Source organism: Aeromicrobium sp. Leaf289 (assembly GCF_001423335.1).
Taxonomy (GTDB): domain Bacteria; phylum Actinomycetota; class Actinomycetes; order Propionibacteriales; family Nocardioidaceae; genus Aeromicrobium.
Genome location: NZ_LMNK01000001.1, coordinates 376569 through 394818, shown reverse-complemented (window position 1 = coordinate 394818; position 18250 = coordinate 376569). Strand labels below are relative to the sequence as shown.

Below are 18250 nucleotides of genomic sequence, written 5' to 3'. Positions count from 1 at the left end.
GATCCCGCGAAGAAATCAGCCCGAGAGGAGAGCACCGTGCACTGTCCGTTCTGCAAGAACCCCGACACCCGCGTGCTCGACTCCCGGGTGGCTGAGGAGGGCGGCGCCATCCGGCGTCGTCGGGTCTGCGGAGCGTGCGAGAAGCGCTTCACGACCATCGAGCAGATGCAGCTGACGGTCCTCAAGCGGTCGGGGGCCACCGAGCCCTTCAACCGCGACAAGGCCATCTCCGGCGTCCGCAAGGCCTGCAAGGGCCGTCCGGTCTCCGACGACGACCTCGCACGCCTCGGCCAGCAGGTCGAGGACGCACTGCGCGAGAGCGGTGCGGCCGAGATCGCGGCCCACGAGGTCGGCCTGGCCATCCTCGACCCGCTCAAGAGCCTCGACGAGGTGGCGTACCTGCGCTTCGCGAGTGTCTACAAGGCGTTCGACTCGGTGGACGACTTCGCCGCCGAGATCGCCGTCCTCATGGCCCGCGCCGCAGACGGCGAGCTGGCCGAGCACACCGCACGACAGCTTCCCTGACCACCCGCCGCCCACGGGCGGCACCGGCACCCTGAACGACCTCGTCCCGTGCCACGGGGCGGGACGCACGACCTTTCACACACCAGCAGCGACACAGGAGCACGACATGACGGAGACGGTCGACGGATCGACGGGCCGGGCACAGTCCGGCAAGACGCGCGGGAGCAAGGCCGGCAAGGGCCTGAGCATCCAGCGCGTGTACACGACCGAGGGCGTGCACCCGTACGACGCCGTGACGTGGGAGCGTCGCGACGTCGTGCAGACCAACTGGAAGACCGGCGAGACGGTCTTCGAGCAGCGCGGTGTGGAGTTCCCCGACTTCTGGAGCGTCAACGCCTCCACGATCGTCACCACCAAGTACTTCCGCGGCGCCGTCGGCTCGCCCGAGCGTGAGCAGAGCCTGCGCCAGCTGCTCGACCGCGTCGTGCTCACGTACACCGCGGCCGGCAAGGAGCACGGCTACTTCGCCACCGACGCCGACGCCGAGGTCTTCGAGCACGAGCTGACGCACATGCTGCTGCACCAGGTCTTCAGCTTCAACAGCCCCGTGTGGTTCAACGTCGGCACGTCGAGCCCGCAGCAGGTCAGCGCCTGCTTCATCCTCGCCGTCGACGACTCGATGGACTCGATCCTCAACTGGTACCGCGAGGAGGGCCTGATCTTCAAGGGCGGCTCCGGTGCCGGCCTCAACCTGTCGCGCATCCGCTCGTCCAAGGAGCTGCTGCGCTCCTCCGGCGGCACCGCGTCGGGCCCCGTCTCCTTCATGCGCGGCGCCGACGCGTCCGCCGGCACCATCAAGTCCGGTGGCGCCACGCGTCGTGCGGCCAAGATGGTCGTGCTCGACATCGACCACCCCGACATCGTCGAGTTCGTCGAGACCAAGGAGCGCGAGGAGGAGAAGATCCGCGTCCTGCGCGACGCCGGCTTCGACATGGACCTCGGTGGCGACGACATCACCAGCGTTCAGTACCAGAACGCCAACAACTCGATCCGTGTCGACGACGCCTTCATGCGCGCCGTCGAGGAGCACACCTCCTACGGCCTGCGGGCCCGCACCAGCGGCGAGGTGATCGAGGAGATCGACGCCAACGAGCTGTGGGGCAAGGTCGCCAAGGCCGCCTGGGCCTGCGCCGACCCGGGCATCCAGTACGACTCGACGATCAACGACTGGCACACCACGCCGGAGACGGGTCGCATCACCGCGTCCAACCCGTGCTCGGAGTACATGCACCTGGACAACTCCAGCTGCAACCTGGCCAGCCTCAACCTGATGAAGTTCCTCTCCGAGGACGGCACGACGTTCGACGTCGAGAAGTTCGTCAAGAGCGTCGAGCTGATCATCACCGCGATGGACATCAGCATCTGCTTCGCCGACTTCCCGACCGAGGCGATCGGCGACACCACGCGCGCCTACCGCCAGCTGGGCATCGGCTACGCCAACCTCGGCGCGATGCTCATGGCCTCGGGGCTGGCGTACGACTCCGAGGGTGGCCGCGCGCTGGCCGCCTCGATCACGTCGCTCATGACGGGCACCTCCTACCGTCGCTCGGCCGAGCTGGCCGGCGTCGTCGGTGCGTACGACGGCTTCAAGCAGAACGCCACGCCGCACACGCGGGTCATGCGCAAGCACCTGGCCGCCAACGACGACATCCGCACGCTGCACTCGATGGACATCGCCGTGCAGCGCGAGGCCACCAAGCAGTGGGCCGACAACCTGAAGATCGGCGAGAAGAACGGCTGGCGCAACGCCCAGGCGTCCGTGCTCGCGCCCACCGGCACCATCGGTTTCATGATGGACTGCGACACCACCGGCATCGAGCCGGACTTCTCGCTGGTCAAGTTCAAGAAGCTCGTCGGCGGCGGCTCGATGCAGGTCGTCAACCAGACGGTCCCGATCGCGCTCAAGAAGCTCGGCTACACCGGCGAGACCATCGAGGCGATCATGGAGTTCATCGCCGAGAAGGGTCACGTCGTCGACGCGCCCGGCCTGAAGCCCGAGCACTACGAGGTCTTCGACTGCGCCGTGGGCGACCGGGCCATCAAGCCCATGGGTCACGTGCGGATGATGGCTGCGGCTCAGCCGTTCCTGTCCGGCGCCATCTCCAAGACGGTCAACATGCCCGAGACCTCCACGGTCGAGGAGATCGCCGACGTCTACTTCCAGGGCTGGAAGCTCGGCCTGAAGGCGCTCGCGGTCTACCGCGACAACTGCAAGGTCGGCCAGCCGCTGTCCTCGCAGAAGAGCCAGGACGACAAGACGAGCGCCGCGAGCAAGGGTTCGGCCACCGAGCCTGTCGAGGTGCGTGAGGTCGTCGTCGAGAAGCCGATCCGTCGTCGTCTGCCGAAGTCGCGCCAGTCGATCACCACGTCGTTCAGCGTCGGCGGCGCCGAGGGCTACATGACCTCCGGTGCGCACGAGAACGGCGAGCTGGGCGAGCTGTTCCTCAAGCTGGGCAAGCAGGGCTCGACCCTGGCCGGCGTGATGGACGCCTTCTCGATCGCCGTGTCGATCGGTCTGCAGTACGGCGTGCCGCTCGAGACGTTCGTGCAGAAGTTCACGAACCTCAAGTTCGAGCCGGCGGGTCTGACCGACGACTCCGACGTCCGCATGGCGCAGTCGATCATGGACTACGTCTTCCGCCGCCTGGCGCTGGACTACATCGACTTCGACACGCGCTCGGCTCTGGGGATCCACTCGGCCGACGAGCGTCAGCGCTACCTCGACACGGGCAGCCACCAGCCGATCAGCAAGGGATCGACGGCCGCCGAGCTCGTCGAGACCGAGCCGGAGACGCTCAAGGAGGCCGCGACCGCCGAGGCTTCTTCGCTCACCGAGCCTGTCGAGGTGTCGAACGACGTGACCGCCGAGCAGGCCCAGGCCGACACGGCCAAGCCCGCCCCCCAGCAGGCCCACACGTCGGCCGAGCTCCTCGAGGCCATCACCGGCTCCGCGGTCGACTCGCCCCTGTGCATGACCTGCGGCACCAAGATGCGCCCCGCCGGCTCCTGCCACGTCTGCGAGGGCTGCGGCAGCACCAGCGGCTGCAGCTGAATTGCGACGTTCGGGGGCGGGCGAAGGTCCGCCCCCGAGGCGGAACGACGATTGGCTGTGCCGTGATCGGCTCCCGCACCCTCGGGAAGGGCCAATTCGACGAGCCGCGCACCTCGAGGGTGGTGCACGTTCAGCGCTGCTGAATCTTTTCCTCCTCGAAGCCGAGCGGTCAGAGGTCGTGGCCGCCCAATCCAGTGGCTCGCGGGAGACGTCTCCGGTTCGCCATCAACCTTCCGCCAATTCCCGGAGGATCGCGGAAGACCCGCGCGAGTTGACCTGGACAATCGGTCGATTACCGCGGTGATGCTTGATGAAATCAGTGGCTGCGTGCTTCGCCGAGGCGGCGACTACGACGAACACATCAGCATTCGAACTAAGGGCAGCCAACTGCTGACTGCCGTCATGCTCTGAGTTCGTTCGTACGTCGATGCCTGGCAAGAGGCGTCTGAGCACCTGAGCTGCCCGGGTGGTCGCGGACTCGGTTAGCGAGTACAGCACAATGACGGAGTTCCTGAGGTGCCGGTAAGGCGCAGCCGGGTCCGCGTTCGAAGGATCGATCTGGAAGTCGTCGGGGAGGCCCGTTGCCAGTTCATCTGCGACCAACCGCAGTCCTTCAAGCTCGGCGAGGCCCAGGCTGGAGTGCACCGGCCTCAGCACGTCCAGCGCACCGAAAAACAGCCTAGCTTTGGCATCGAGGGCGACCGCTTGTGGGCTGGCGGTAGCAGCCTGGAGCACATCGACCGTCCAGCTCGCTGTGACTGCCGAGGTTCCGACCCGAAGGATGTCCTCTGTCCAGATAAGGGACGAGGCCAGGAGTTCCGGACTGGGACCGGCAGTCGCCATGTACTCATGGAGCGCAACGGTTTGAAGGCGGATACCCGCAGTGTTCTTTTCGCTGACAGCGAAGCCCGCCAGAACCCGTTCGCACAACTCGGCGCCCTCCGGGCCTGCGAACAGCGATGAATGGGCGGCCATGAACGCGCCGCCGTGGTCTCCGAGTCGAGCAAGAGTCTCTTCATCCAGTGAGGCGAGGCGATCGGCCACCGTCGGATGGTCAAGCGGCGTCCAGTCGGCGCTGATGCTGAAGTCAGCGTTCATCCCTACACGATCATTTGATCGGAGGGCCTCGAACCATCCGAGCCATCCCAGGTTCCGCTGCGGGGTTAGAAAGTCTGCGAGCCAGGCCAAGTCGGCTCGGACGACGATGTCGTTTCCGAGGGCCTCTCCCTCAAGTCCGGAAGCTTTCACGAACGCGGCGACGCCAGCGGCGAGTCTCGGGTCCTCGAGTTCCCGGATGCATCCGAGCAGTAGGGCAGCCGTACCCGTTGACGGCGTCCCGACCAGACCAGCGTTGATCGCGGCGGCGAACTCGCCTTCTTCGATCAGTCGGTGGAGTTCGTCGGGGGGCTCTACGTTCTTCGACGTCGACGGTTCTGTCTCGGGCGCTTGAGCAGTTCCGGCTTCAGTCGAGATGATCAGTCGGAGAGAGTCCGCTAACGCCGGTGAAATGGACTGTGCTCCATCGGCCAAGCGCTGAAGCGTGGCTGTTGCGGCGCCCTTCAGTTTGGAGAGCACAAACTCGACGACGAGCGCGGGACGGCTTTCTGGCGTGCCTCCTGCCGTGAGCATCCGGAGGGCGGCTGGAATTTGGTCGGCAGCTTCGAGTAGTGATGCTCCATCGCCAATTGCGTCGGCCACTTCTAGGTAGTGTTCGTAGAGAGCGTTCTGAAGCAGTCGAGTGATCCCGAGTGGGCGACGCAGTTGGAGGACATGTTCCAAGTCCTGGTCGGCGAAGATCGCGGTCGTGTCGCCAAGCCCGGCGTGAACGCGCAAACGTAGGAACGCGAGGTTCGAGTGGTCGAGATCGGCGAAGGCTTCGAGGTCACGCAGGCATTCAAGGGCAATTCGTCGATCCTGAGCACCGATCGCGTGGCCCAAGTCGTCGAGAACCTCGACCGTGGTCCGAGGGGCGTCGAACTCAGAGCGGGGACGCTTCCACACCAGTTTGGAGAGAACGAGGAGTGCTTGGCGTACCTCGTCGCGAGCCGTCCCGTTGCCGCGAGGCAGCACCTCGAAGCGAAGCGGCGGCACGGCTTGGGCGGCCAGCGCCGTGTCAAACGGATCCTGCGGGTAGAGCCGCCCTCGGCTCCTCGGCAGGTCACTGAAAGTTGGCCCTACCCAGGCGTCTAGAAGCGTGAGCAGTTCCCTCTGCTCTCGCTTCGTGGGAGCGAACGCGTACCAGTACAGGTTGCCCTTGGTCGACCTCGGGAGAAACGCGATCTGCCCGCGTCGGATGGCATCGCGCCAGTTCTCGATCGATGTCTCGTGTTCCGGTTGCAGGCGAGCGGGCTTGATGTCGTTGCCCGAGCCAAAGAACTCGTCATCCTGCATGTCCGGCACCTTCATAGAGAGCGTTGTACGCGATCCGCGTCTCCGCGATGGCGTGGGGATCGCGCGTCAACGTCACGCCTTCTGCGTTGACGGCCTGTCCGAAGTAGGTGAAGTTCATCGAGCCTTGGAGGTGGAACCGGTCGCCCAGGATGCCCTTGTCGTGGAGTTTGGGATGGATTCGAACCGTCGGTTTGGCGCCTAGACCGCCGACATTGTCGAGTCGCTGCCGCGCCACGATGTTGCTCTCGACGTCGCGAGTCAGGACGCGGACGTCGCTCCCACGGCGGGCCAGTTCGATCAAGACCTCGGTGAGGCGGATCCTTCGTGATGGGAGACCTGGCAGCACGGTCTTGAACTGGCCCGCCGTGTTGTCGATGACATCAATATCGGAGATCCAGGGAGATAGGACCCACAGTTGTCCGGAAGGGACCAGAAGTTCTGTGACAAGCAGGTTCTGCATGAGGTCATTGAGAATCCGCGTCTGCCCGCGACCCCCAGTCGTAATCCGTCTCATGCCGACACCTCGGCCAGTTCGAGGGCGACGACGACGTCGCCGTTCGCCCGGTGGTCGATCTCCACAACCCGCGGATAGACATTGAGGTATTCCGTCACCACCGGCTCAACGCTGACGTCCACGAGCAGATCCGCAAGTTCTCCGGCCTGATCCGGGGTGGCTAGAACCTGTGCAGAGCCCGTAGACGCCAGGGCGTGCCGGACGCGTGCACGGAAGTCGCCGCTGAGGGGGAGAGGGGGATCACCCGCGGCAGCGAGAGACCGCAGCACCTCGGGCGCCGCGGGCAGGCTCTCGGCGAACGGATTCCACGCGTTCAATTGTTCCGCACGTAGTTGCCAGCCACGCGGCCACAGCATGCTCTGGACCGCATCCATTCGCTGGCGCTCGCCGCCTCCACCCGCGAGGACCAGTCCAGGATCCAAGTCGGCGCGTGCGCGCATCAAATACGCCCAGGTACGAGGTGGGATCTCGACACCGAGTCGCCGCTCTTCCGCCTTCCACTCGGTCGTCACAGTGGACAACGCCCTGTCCGTCGCTGGTGTCGATCCTGGCCGCAGAACGCGACTCGCAAGCGATGACACGACCGACTGTTCGGCGCCGTAGATGCCTGATTGGCGAAGGCCGCCCCGGATCCGCCCGAGCGCCTCGACGCGCGTGGCCTGATCAGGCGCAGATCGAAAGTCGTTGACGAGACCGGACCAAGTTGCGTCCATTGTCACTAGGTCGATCACCCGCTGAAGGTGGCTGTCAACGAGTTCGTACGTGCTGGGCTGAGTAGCTCGAAGGATGAGCCGAAGGAGCCGCCGGGGATCGGGGCGTACGCGTGCTGCGAGGGCTTCGATGAATCCACCACCGCCGATCGAGGATTCTGACAACCAAATCTCGCCGGTCCGCGGCCCGCCGTCGGCGTTGTATCCAGGCTCGACGTCAACGATGACGCTGTCAGGATCGTGTTCCGGGCAGATCTGTCTGGCCGCAGCAAGAGTCGCGTGTCCAAGCGTCGAAAGCGTCCGCTGGCGGAGCCACCGATTGAATGCTGTGGGCTCAGGAGACCAGTACTGCGGTGCCAAGGCGTCGAGGCGGGACGCAATGGCTGGGTTCTTGAGTGCCTCCTTGAGCCGGGCGCCCATGCGTGACAGCACCGCGGACTCTGACTCGATCACGCTCGACGCCCTGAACATGGCGTCGAGGGTTTCGTCGAGTTTGTCGTCGAACGATTCGTGGATCGATGCGTAGGCCTGCGCGACGGTGCTCTGGTCACGAACTGCCGTGGTGAGCAGCATGGCCTCCAGGCATTGGTGCAGCCAGTCGATCCGGAAGCTATTCAGGAAGCCCAACAACTCATCGTCATTGAGCAGGACGTGCTTGAACCAGGCACTGCGCAGGCCCGGAAGGTGCTCGGCAGGGATGTCGATGTCCGCCGGCAGGTCGACCCGGATGCGCAACCCGTCTACGTCAAAGGTGGAGCCCATCGCTGCCGGTTCGCCATGAAGGGCGAAATGCGATCGCACACGTTGCTCAGTGCCGTCCTCGAGGTTCAGCGTGGCATCAGCGCTCACTGCCGCACGATGGACGTTGACGTGAGCGTTCTGAGCATGCAGGAAGAAGCGAGCGTCCTTGATCAGGCGCCCGACAGGGTCGGCCGTTGGCACGCGGATGATCAGGCCATTCCCCGTCTCGATGAACTGCGACCGCCATTGCATCGTTGCGTTGGACGAGTCCTTCACGGCCTTCGGCGGTAGTTCGACCAACACCCGATCTGGACGTACCAATGTCGTGATCGTCGGTGTGCCGTCGATGTCGATGGTGCAAGGTTCCTCGACCCCGAACACGGGCAGAAGCGTTGTGAGTTCAAGCACGGGTTCAGCAACGCCGATCGGAACGGGAATCCAGTGGCGGTGGTCGAGATTCCTTGTGGCGAAGCGGCGTGAGACGCGACCTGGTGCGTACTCGCGGAGCATCTGGCCGAGACCCATCGCTTGGAGTTCGCGGTCGGTCTCCCGATCCGACTGGGGCGGAATGCTTACGAGGGTCTCGGGCAGAGCGAGTTCACTGAAGAGGTTCATCGGGAAGAAGTCGGGTAGGGGATTGCCACCCATGAGATCGCGGAACTCGTGGATGACGGTGGCATCTGCCATTCCCCAGTTATGGAGGAGGCGGCGACGCAATGTCGGAATCGCCTGAAGCAACAGTGGCCTCGGGGGATGCCACAGGACCTCGTTTGCCTCTGAGTCGGACAGGCCGAGTGCGTTCTGCACCCACGCGCGCAGGCTTCGCTGAAGGTCTGGGTCGCGGAGAGCATCGTTCAAGATCTCAACGGCCTTGAGTTGGGTCTCGCGGCCCGGCTTGGCGAAACTGTCGGACGGCTTCTGGCCAAGGGCGGTCCACCCGATGGTCGTTTTAGGCACGCCGTGCTGCCGAAGTTGACTCGTTAGCCAATCGATCATCGCGATGGTGGCTTGCATGCGCAGTACGGCACGGTTGCGAATGGGCAACACGAGATCAGGCAGTACGGGATCAAACAGGGTGTCCCACGACTCGTAGGTCGCACGGTCGCGGCCGTAGTCGGAGAGCACGACTGCTGTGTACGGCCGCATGGTCCGCTTGCGTCCCGCGCGACCCTTCCGCTGAAGGAAAGCGGCTACCCCGCGAGGCGCCTTGTGCTGAATGACCACACCGACGTCGGGGTCGTCGAAGCCGACTTCGAGTGAGGCGGTCGCAACAATCAACTGGCTGTCGGCGGTAACGCCCGAGTCTTGGGACGTGGTTCGACTAACTCGCAAGCCTTCGCCGGCAGCCGCGAACTTGTGGCCGATGGCAGTGGGCAGATCCCAAAGTTGACCCGCCCGACGCTGTTGCGTGACATCGCCGCCGTTGGAGTTGGCGCGCACTGATGCGAGAGGAGCCTTGAACGACTTGGGCTTTCCGAATGCGTACCGCTGCCCCTCCGCGTCGAGGAGGTACGAGAAGAGACGGTTGGTGACATCGAGGTCGTCCGTGAAGACGAAGGCCTTTGTTCCGTAGACGCCGGATGAGATCCGACTCGCCGGCTCATCCTGCGCTCGCGGGAGCAGCATGGATGTCTGGATGGTCGTGGACAGTACGGACGCGCCGCTGGTGGGATCGCTGCGGAGTGCGAGCAAGTACTCCGCGCCCTCGTACTCCAACTCCTCGGCATCGGGCGAAATACTGGTGACGAGGTCGTCATCGACCCCGGTCAGGTCCGCCATGTGGCGGATCGGGTTCGACAAAGTCGCAGAAAGACCGACGAACGCAATAGGGGCTTGAACGCTGTGATGCCATCGGCGGAGCACCATGGCGGCCTGCGCGCCGGTGGTCCCGTCGTAGGTGTGAATCTCATCGAGGAGCATCATCCGAGGCTTCTTGCCGACCGGTACGTCGACGCCCAAAGGCCGTGTGAGGTTCAGATCGGAGAGTCCGCGATTGAGCATCTCGGTCGTCACGAAGAGCAGGTCGGGAGGCGAGCTTTGCATGGACTGCCGGGTAAGGACGACCTGGTCCTGCCCGAATGCGCGCCGGCAGTTCGCGCAAACCAGGCGCTCGACCCCCGCATCGATGTCTTCGTTCGGCCAAACGAGCTCGCCTCCACATTGGCCGACGCCATCACCGGGACAGCGCATCTGCGGGGAAGCCATGCCATGGGGGCGCTTTCCCCAACCCCGATAGGGGAGCCGTACGTTCTTAGCGTTGGTGGGCGTGCTGCCGTAGAGGGCGCCGATCGTCATCGATCGTCCAGTGGACCGCTTCCACAGATCGTCGAGTCGGCAGGCGTGGGCAAACGCCGTGTCCAACTGATCCTTCAGTAGTTCGGTCCGGGGATATACGGCTAGCGCGCGCGTCCACGCGGACTGGTCTGTGATACCGGCCAGATAGCTGAAGGCGGGGAGGTAGAACGCGTTGGTCTTCCCGCTTCCGGTTCCAGCAGCTACGACAGTGGCCGTCGTGGTCTGACTCTGCAACGAGGTCAAGATGTGCCTCGTAGCGCGGACTTGGAACCCACCGAGGAGGTCGTGCTTGCCGTCGCGTTGAGTCATGACCCCGAGGACATCGCGATAGGCATCGACGGGGCCGACGACCCCGTCGACGGCAGTGGTCCAAGGCTGATCTCGCTTGGGATAGAAGCGGGGACGGCGTGCGTACCGGAAGTCGGAGATCAGGTTGGTTCCGGATTGCCAGGTCTGGCCGAGGAAGGTCTGCCGGAGCCGCGCCACCAAGCGGATGGTCTCGCCATTGCGGGTACGCCAACGCGCGGGTGACGAACTGGAATCGTGAACCAGCAGTGCCTGCGTGGTCATCGCCTCGATGATGTCGTCGGGTCCCAGGTCCCACTCATGACTTGCGGCGAGTTCATCGCTGATCACCTTGCGAAGTTCATCTGTGCTGAAACCACCGTCGACGACGCCCCAGCACAAGAGTGGATCCTCGAGCGACTCAAGCCGGTCAAGGATTCGGGTCAGCAGGACCGGATTCATTGCAGCCTCACCTGGAATCGATCGACGATGCCGAGGGCCCGGAGTTTCTCGAGACGCTCTGGCGTAAACCATGTGAGCGGGACGCCAGGTGGCTCTTGAGATCCAACGATGCCCTCAGCGATATCTGGATCTACGACGTCTCCGACTTGTTCGCCGCAGCGGTGGATCGACTCGATGGCGTCACGGTACTTCTGGACCGCGCCGCGGTCCGGGATCTGCCTGAAGGTGACGGCGAGCAAGTGGGCGCGCGCGGTCTCAAGCGCGTTGCGAAGCTCTTCCACGTCGACGCCACCTTGCGCGAGTGCGTCAATGAGATCGCTGTTGATCGCGGGCGGGGGTTGACTGACATACGTCTGCCACGCGCCGGCGACGACCGCGCGTAGTTCCCTGGTGTACTTCTCCGCCGACCGGACACGTTCCTTGGCGAGGTCGAGATTCTGATCCATTCCCAGAGCAGGCACCTCGGTTGCCAGCGCACGGAGACCTTCGGCCACCTGGGCCGCGTCCTGTTCGCGGCCCGCCGGAAGGTCGATATCGAGTTGCGCGACCTCACTCAGCGCGACGTTGAGCGCGGGCAGTTCCGCCAACGCCGGGGCGAGGCGTGCACTGAGATCTGCAAATTGTCCTGTTCGGACTTTGACCTGGTGTTCGTCATTGGCGACTTCGGCGTGGGCACGCAGATCCTGGATTGTGCTGCGCAGGGTCATGCGAGTTCCTCTGCTCCGGACGAATCGTCACATGCTGGGGGACAGATCGAGTCGGCCATGGCCGTGAGGTCGGCGACCAGTTGGTCACGGGCCTCAGCGTATTCGCGCTGGACGTCAGAGGGACTGCCGTTGTCGAGGCTGTGCTCAAGCAGTCGGACCGTTTGCCTTGCCATCTGGAGCCAGGCACCTACTCGCCGTGCGGGCTCATCCCAGTCGCCGTTGAGGACCTTCAGTTTCTCGTCGTGTGTGAGTTGATCCCAGCGACTCAGCTCGGCAAAGGCCGCCTCGACCTTGCGTTGGTCACCGGGCTTGACGGACTTGACTGCGGCCTGGAGTTCGGCAGGGTTGATTCCGCCTGGCAGCGCACCGGCGGCAGCGCGCTCGTTGACGAGGACGAGAAGTTCCGAGGCGACGTCGGCGAGCTCACCTCCGAGGTCGGAAAGATCGGGTACTAGGTTTGAAGCTTCCGCGTGCAAGGAGTCGATCGACGCGAGCCGCGCCTCGATTGTCGAGACCGAGGATCTGATCAGGTCGGGCGTCGAGGCCGGCCAGGGTGCGCCCGTGACCCCACTTCGGACGACCTTGGCTACCTTGCTGAGGTCCAAGGCAAGCGGCTTGCCGGAGCCTTGGCTGAATGAAGCGTGCCGGAGCAGTCGCTGCTGGAGTTGGCCGCGGCCGACACGAGTGACGGTGCTGCCGCTACGAGCACCTTCCTCCAGGAAGCTGTGGAGGGCCCGGAGACCGGCCCGCGACTCGAGATCCGGGCGGTCTGGGACCGGGGCGAACATGGCCCGGATCCGACTAGTGGTGTCCGACTTGAAGGCGTCGGCGATTCCGAGCCCTCGCGCGATGCTGAGGAGCACTTCTACGAGCCGAGCCAACTCGGTGTCGTTGTCGGGGCGCTGCGGAGGGAGCAGTTTGATGCCCACTCTGGATGCCCATCTATCGATGGCAGTCTCGGTGAGCCTCTGCAGTCGCTCTCCATCCGGCACGTCTGCCCAGTTGTTCTTATGATTTGCCCACGCGAGTGCGCGAAGGGCTCGCATGTCGTCGGGGTTGGATCGGTCCATCGGTAACACAGCGTCGGCGATTTTCGCTTGGCTGAACTCGACCATCTTCGCCTCGAACCCTGGCGCGAGGGCCTTGTCGTTGCCCCACAAGCTGTCGCCGCCATATCCGTCCTCGAACGCGAGGCGCTGTCGAACCGCCTGGAAGACGATGTTTCGCAGATCGTTGATCTCACCTTGCAGGATGTTGCCCGTTGCGAGCCAGCCATCGACAGCCTTGACGAGCGGCGGGTCCGGAGCGACTGGCTGCGGAGTCGGGGTGGAGGTAGCCGAAGGCTTGGTGGGCAGCGTCGGACGGGAGTCCGGAGTAGGTGGTCTTGCGTCGCCGAGATCGTCGATCGGTGTGACATCAAAGGCGTCATGGATCGTCGGAGCGAGATTCTCCGCGCCTGGCCCCGAGCCCCAAAAGCGTACGAGGCGGATGCGACGCTCGGAAAGCTCCTCGTCTCCGGGCGACCGCAGTTTGAACTGGTCTTCGATGTTCGTGAGGCGGTCGCTTGCGCCGCCCCGGAAGTCGTTGGCAAAGCCTTCGCTCGGGAATCGACCGTTGTTGATCTCAGCCTGGTCACGATGCAGGACCGGGCGGAGGACACGCGTCAGCACGTTGCGAGCGACGAAGCTGCCGTCGGTGGAGTGACTCTTGATTGCACGATCGAGGGCGGCTTGGTTGAACGGGAAGAGGCCGTAACCGTCAACCTGGCCGAACGATGAGTGACATGCCGCGTTGACAGGACACTGCTCGCACGCATTGGGCACCTCCTCTTCGCGTGCATGCGCTGCATCAAGCTCCGATGCCCCGACTCGAACAGCGTTGAGGTATCGGCTGGCGAATCCCGTCGGCTGGAAGGACGCGTTCATTCCATCGGGTAGGTCGAGGTCGAACACTCGGTACGTCCGCGTGTAGACCGTCTCTGGCATCTGGTTGATGAAGTAACCGGTCGTGACGGCCATGACCACGCGCATTGGACAGAGTTTCTGCGCCTCGGTCGAGATGAGCGTGATGGCATCAATGAGGCCACCCTGAATCCCTTGGAAGATCGAGAAGTCCTCGATGAGCACAAGCAGTTCAAGGCCCTGTTTGTCCAACTCGACGCGAACGTCGACGAGGATCTGTTTGAGGTCGTCACCGCCCACGCCGAAGACCTCGCTCACAGATGGACCGAGTTGCTCGTTGATCATCTTGGCGGCGAGTTCACGGAACGAGTGCTCACTCGTGAGTGCTCCAGCGACCTCGCGGGCCGCTTGGCCGGCCCGGTTGACGTCGTCCACAGAAAGATTCAGGTCGTCGGGGGTGAACCCGAAGGCGTCCTCTTTGTCCTCGTCGCCCTTCCCGGACAACTTTTCGCGCACCAGGCGGGCGATTGGCCCGTTCTGGTCGAGCAGTCGGCTCCGAAAGACGTCGTCGCCAAAGAGGGCAGGAAGGCCACCGGGAGAGGCGAGATAAGACCGGAGTTCGATCTCCTCGGGGGAGCCGTCGGTGCGGTTGCCGCGCGTCTCGATGTTCACCGCAAGGGCGTTGCGCAGTTTCAGTTGCGCAGTCTTTTCGTCCGCGGCGGCATCGACCGCGGTCGCTACCTTCGTCCGGAGTTCGTCGGCTCGCTCGCCGCTCGCGTGCTCAAGGATCAGTTCGAGGATCCCGCGCAAGGACATGCGGTGCTTGGGCACGAAGATTAGGCGGGTCGATTCCTTGGTTTCCAAGTGAGCCCGCAGCCACCGAACGAGGTGGGACTTGCCCGTACCGGACTTACCCAGGATCGGAATGATCGGCTGGTCCGCAGGCTGGTCCTGGACAGCGCGAAGCAGGGCTTGCTCGTCAACAACGGCGCCGCCGCGGGCGCTGTCTACTTGATCGCGCTGCGTGATGGGGATGGTGCTGTGTGTGGCAAGGAAGACGCCGTCCGACGTGCTTTCCGCCTCGACAGGGATGATGGCTGAAGCCTCGTGTGCGTCCCAGCAGGCCGCTGGGAGGTTGCCGCGCCAACTCACTTCTTTCCTCCATGGTTCACGATGGCGTGCGTTTGGCGCGCGGCGTCGAAACGGGACAGGCGGATGCCTTGTGCGTCTGGGAGCGTCTCGAATCGGATCCGTCCGCGTTCCTCGAGGATGCGCAGTGCCTGTCCGACTGAACTGTCCGCGCACTCGGCGACGATGCCTGGGTCGGGATCGGCTCCAAGGAGGGCCACGAGTCCGAACCGCATTGACCCACCATGAAGGACGGGGAGCGCTTGTCCGATGCGTGCCAACAGGTCGTGGATCGAGAGACGTTCGGCGGGCATCGCTCGTAGGGCGTCCTCTACCGCGGGCACCGGCAGTGGAACCACGCCGGTCCGGTCCTTCATGACTGACGGGGTCGCCAAACCGAGCGCGACAATCCAACGCGACGCAGCAACCCAACGCGTGTCATTGACGATGGCCCACGATTCACGATCGGTTGTGCCGAACTGTTCAGGCTGGAGTGTTTGCAGATTCTCGGTCCACGACAGCGGTTGCCCCAACGCGTCCTGTGCCAACACCCAGGTCAGGGCTCGGTTGAGGTCACGGGCGCCGCTCGTGTGTCCATCGCCGAGCGGCGTCGCCCAAACATCGCCATCCCGGCCGAGGTCGAACACGCGGGCTTGAAGGAGTCGTCGAAACTCCGGAGGGTCGAAGGGTGCCTTCGGCGTCGGAACCTGAGCGCCTAGTTGAAGAGTTCCGTCGGGATTCGTCTCGAGCACGTTGATGGCGCGCAGGGAGGAGATCGTGTTCTTCAGTCCGCCGGCGGCCTCGCTGCCGGAGTTCAGCCCCTCCGGTTTGAAGGCGGCAACGAGATCGTCCTCGGTTGACGAACGTCGTGCGTCGAGAAGGTAGTTCACGATGGCGCGGCCGAGGCCTGGCAATGTGCGCGGCGGGTTGAGTACTGCCATCAAAGGCTCCTTAGGAAGTACGACAGCGTCCAATGCGGGAAGCGAATGGCCTTCACGGGTTGGCCCGGATACTGAGGGTCCGGCGTGTCTTCCGGGAGTACGACGATCCGAAGGGAACCCGCCTCCCCAGCAAGCCAACTCAACTGAGGTGGATCGGTCCGGTCCAATAGGACGAGCGTGGGGATCGGGAAGGTTCGGGGCGGACCCGCGATGATCGGATCGATAGCGACCAGTCCCTCGGGTGCAGAGCGACCTGCCCCCACCACTGCGGGCAAGCCGGTCAGACTTGCAGATGCCAAGATTCCTCGGACCCCGTGTGTCACTGCCTTTGTGACGAGTTCGGCAAGGTGGATCCGAAGATCTCCCTCGGGATAGGTCACCACCAGTGACCGGCCGCTGGCGGCCATCGACGCAAGCGTGGGACTTACTCCGCGGTGCAACAGGGGGAGCGGTGCTTCTTGCACCACTGGTCGTGCAGCCCGCAAAGACGGCTCATGGACATGCGCGGCAGCGGGACATCCCGAACACGCGGGTGCGACCACCTGGTGAGCGCGCATCGCGCCCACCTCGTCGTACGCATATTCCTCGCTCAGGATTGAACCCCAGCATTCATCGAGCCTGAACATGCGCTCGATGCGGTCGCGCGAGCCGGCTTCTGAATAACGGATCTCACGTCGGACCTTGTCGATCGCACGCAGGACGGTGGCCTCATCGACATTCGCAATGCCCGAGCGGATGCGCACGGTCGCACGCGTCACGTACGCGGACCAGGCTGTATCGACTCGCTTCTGCCAATCGGCTTCAGATTCGTACTCGGCGCGCTCAAGGGTCGGCGGGGGAGTGTCGACAATGTCGAGCACCCCGGCCCGTTGCAGCAGGACCAGGGTGTTGCGGTTCCACAGTTGGTTGCTGTCGGAGGCGTGGGAGAGCCAGGGAGGGACGGTGCTGGTGTCCACGACGAGTTCGCGGCGCGTTGGGTCCGCCGAGATGCGCGCCGTACGCATCGCGTCCCATCGACCCCAACTCTTCTTATCGCCAAGAACGGTGGCATTCTCGATGCTGCGACCTTCCTGGGCATCGGCGGTGCTCGGCATCCAGGCCGATACGGCTGCGTGACCGTCGCGGCCACCGCGGCCAACCTCTTGATAGAAGCGGTCGACTGAGGCCGGCACACAGGCGTGGATGACAGAACGAACGTCGCTCTGGTCCACACCAAGCCCGAACGCACTGGTCCCCACGACCACGTCGACGGACGTTGGGCCAGCATCGCCAGACCACGCCCTCAGGATTTCGAGCCTGTCGTCCGCGTGCACATCGCCATGGAAGACCGCCGTGCGGCCAAATCCCGCCTCTCGGAGTCGAACTGCAAGCGTGTCGGCCGACTCCTTCTTGGTGGTGTAAACGATCGCCGGCCGCGGAAGGTGGTGGAGTGCTTCGACAACCCGGTCGAGGCGCGCTTCGTTAGGGACGGGCGGCGCAAATAGGTAACGGAGTTCCGTGCGCAGGTACGTGGAACCTACGAACAGCGAAGTGTCGGCCCCGGCGAACAGTTCATCGTTCAGCAAGAGGCCCTGTCGGGAGAGTGTCGCAGTCAGCAGTTCTACGTGGGGCGGTGCTACCCCTTGAGCCCGGGCGACCTCCCTCAGTTCGGCGATCAGGGAGGCGACGACTTGAAACTCGGGTCGGAAGCTCAGGCCCCAGGTGCGTACGAGGTGCGCCTCATCGATCACAACGTGGCTCAGTTCGCCCCGGGCAGCCAGGCGCCGCAGAGTCTGCGCCAGACCGGTGACCAGAGCCTCGGGCGAGGTGTAGAGAACCCTTTGCGTCCCTTCGCGCAGGCGCTCCTTGATCGCTTCCTTTTCGGTCGCGGCACGATCGCCGTAGTAGGCCAATTCCTGAGGAAGGCCCTGGTTTGGAAACCGCTGATGAAGTTGGCGCTCCTGGTCAAGCGCCAGCGCAATGGTCGGCACCACGACGACTGTCACGCCGGTACGAGCGAGTAGTCCAGGGGCGATGCCGACCAAGGACTTACCTGTTCCGGTGGGTAGGACCACGTGGAGTGTGCTGCCTGCAGGTGCAAGCGCAGCAGCCCGGACGGCGCTCGCTTGGCTTCGCGAACGGTAGGTGTCAATCCCAGCAATCGCAGCCACGGACGGGTCTACCGGCACTGCCATGTCGTGCCGGGCAAAGGTGGATACGACGCCCTCCGGACCTTCGAAATTGTCGGGGCTTGTGCAGGCCATATCGATCCAACGCCCGTCGCCGCGGAGCCAGTCGGGCGCCCAGTCTGGGCCAAGGGTGACGCGGTGCTCGTGCAGCCCGAACGTGGCGACGTCGAGGTTTGCCCGGCAAAGCGTCTCGAGCGGAAGGCCGCGGTCGTAGAGGCGAAGGATCAGGTAGCTGTTGGAATGCCCTGTAGTCCCTCGGCGATGACGCAGTACCTGGCCTAGAAGCGCGGCAACGTCACCCGCGATCTCGGGCCCCGGAACATCTGAGAACCATGCATCTACCAGTCGGCGGTGGGGCCCGATGAGAAGGTCGCGGTTGTTTGTGGCTCCAGCCAAGTTGGCTGTCGCCAAATTCCACTGATCCGTCATG

9 protein-coding genes are annotated in these 18250 nt (G+C 64.3%); 2 read left to right on the top strand and 7 right to left on the bottom strand.

The window, feature by feature from the left end; genetic code table 11:
• Positions 1 to 36: 36 nt before the first annotated feature.
• Positions 37 to 525 (top strand): transcriptional regulator NrdR, encoded by a 489-nt coding sequence (gene nrdR, locus ASF37_RS01830; protein ID WP_055967602.1) that lies wholly within the window; start codon positions 37 to 39, stop codon positions 523 to 525.
• 106 nt (positions 526 to 631) lie between these two features.
• Positions 632 to 3577: a vitamin B12-dependent ribonucleotide reductase gene (locus ASF37_RS01825; RefSeq protein WP_056578823.1), complete on the top strand. Its 2946-nt coding sequence runs from the start codon at positions 632 to 634 to the stop codon at positions 3575 to 3577.
• A gap of 225 nt (positions 3578 to 3802) precedes the next feature.
• On the opposite strand, the gene dpdD is transcribed toward ASF37_RS01825, so the two are convergent.
• Genes dpdD through dpdF form a run of 7 tightly spaced genes read right to left on the bottom strand, consistent with a single transcriptional unit; the run spans position 3803 to position 18249 of the window.
• Positions 3803 to 5983: a protein DpdD gene (dpdD, locus tag ASF37_RS01820; RefSeq protein ID WP_156368107.1), complete on the bottom strand. Its 2181-nt coding sequence runs from the start codon at positions 5981 to 5983 to the stop codon at positions 3803 to 3805.
• Positions 5958 to 6482: a phospholipase D-like domain-containing protein DpdK gene (gene dpdK / locus ASF37_RS01815; RefSeq protein ID WP_082506342.1), complete on the bottom strand. Its 525-nt coding sequence runs from the start codon at positions 6480 to 6482 to the stop codon at positions 5958 to 5960. The genes dpdD and dpdK overlap by 26 nt, the downstream gene beginning before the upstream one ends.
• Positions 6479 to 10975: a protein DpdJ gene (gene dpdJ / locus ASF37_RS01810; protein ID WP_056578814.1), complete on the bottom strand. Its 4497-nt coding sequence runs from the start codon at positions 10973 to 10975 to the stop codon at positions 6479 to 6481. The genes dpdK and dpdJ overlap by 4 nt, the downstream gene beginning before the upstream one ends.
• Positions 10972 to 11682, bottom strand: a complete 711-nt coding sequence (locus ASF37_RS17040; protein WP_056578811.1) for a hypothetical protein — start codon at positions 11680 to 11682, stop codon at positions 10972 to 10974. Before ASF37_RS17040 ends, dpdJ begins: the two co-directional genes overlap by 4 nt.
• Positions 11679 to 14735, bottom strand: a complete 3057-nt coding sequence (gene dpdH, locus ASF37_RS01800) for a protein DpdH (protein ID WP_056578808.1) — start codon at positions 14733 to 14735, stop codon at positions 11679 to 11681. The genes ASF37_RS17040 and dpdH overlap by 4 nt, the downstream gene beginning before the upstream one ends.
• Positions 14732 to 15652, bottom strand: coding sequence for a protein DpdG (dpdG, locus tag ASF37_RS01795; protein ID WP_156368106.1), 921 nt, complete (start codon positions 15650 to 15652; stop codon positions 14732 to 14734). The genes dpdH and dpdG overlap by 4 nt, the downstream gene beginning before the upstream one ends.
• Positions 15652 to 18249 carry a protein DpdF gene (dpdF, locus tag ASF37_RS01790; RefSeq protein ID WP_082506339.1) on the bottom strand — a complete coding sequence of 866 codons (2598 nt, stop codon included), beginning with the start codon at positions 18247 to 18249 and terminating at the stop codon, positions 15652 to 15654. The genes dpdG and dpdF overlap by 1 nt, the downstream gene beginning before the upstream one ends.
• Position 18250: the final 1 nt, after the last annotated feature.

Bases quoted from the DNA above. Each gene is read 5' to 3' on its own strand.
- dpdG (WP_156368106.1), bottom strand. From the start codon at position 15,652: ATGGCAGTACTCAACCCGCCGCGCACATTGCCAGGCCTCGGCCGCGCC.
- ASF37_RS17040 (WP_056578811.1), bottom strand. From the start codon at position 11,682: ATGACCCTGCGCAGCACAATCCAGGATCTGCGTGCCCACGCCGAAGTC.
- dpdK (WP_082506342.1), bottom strand. From the start codon at position 6,482: ATGAGACGGATTACGACTGGGGGTCGCGGGCAGACGCGGATTCTCAAT.
- dpdJ (WP_056578814.1), bottom strand. From the start codon at position 10,975: ATGAATCCGGTCCTGCTGACCCGAATCCTTGACCGGCTTGAGTCGCTC.
- dpdF (WP_082506339.1), bottom strand. From the start codon at position 18,249: ATGACGGATCAGTGGAATTTGGCGACAGCCAACTTGGCTGGAGCCACA.
- dpdD (WP_156368107.1), bottom strand. From the start codon at position 5,983: ATGAAGGTGCCGGACATGCAGGATGACGAGTTCTTTGGCTCGGGCAAC.
- ASF37_RS01825 (WP_056578823.1), top strand. From the start codon at position 632: ATGACGGAGACGGTCGACGGATCGACGGGCCGGGCACAGTCCGGCAAG.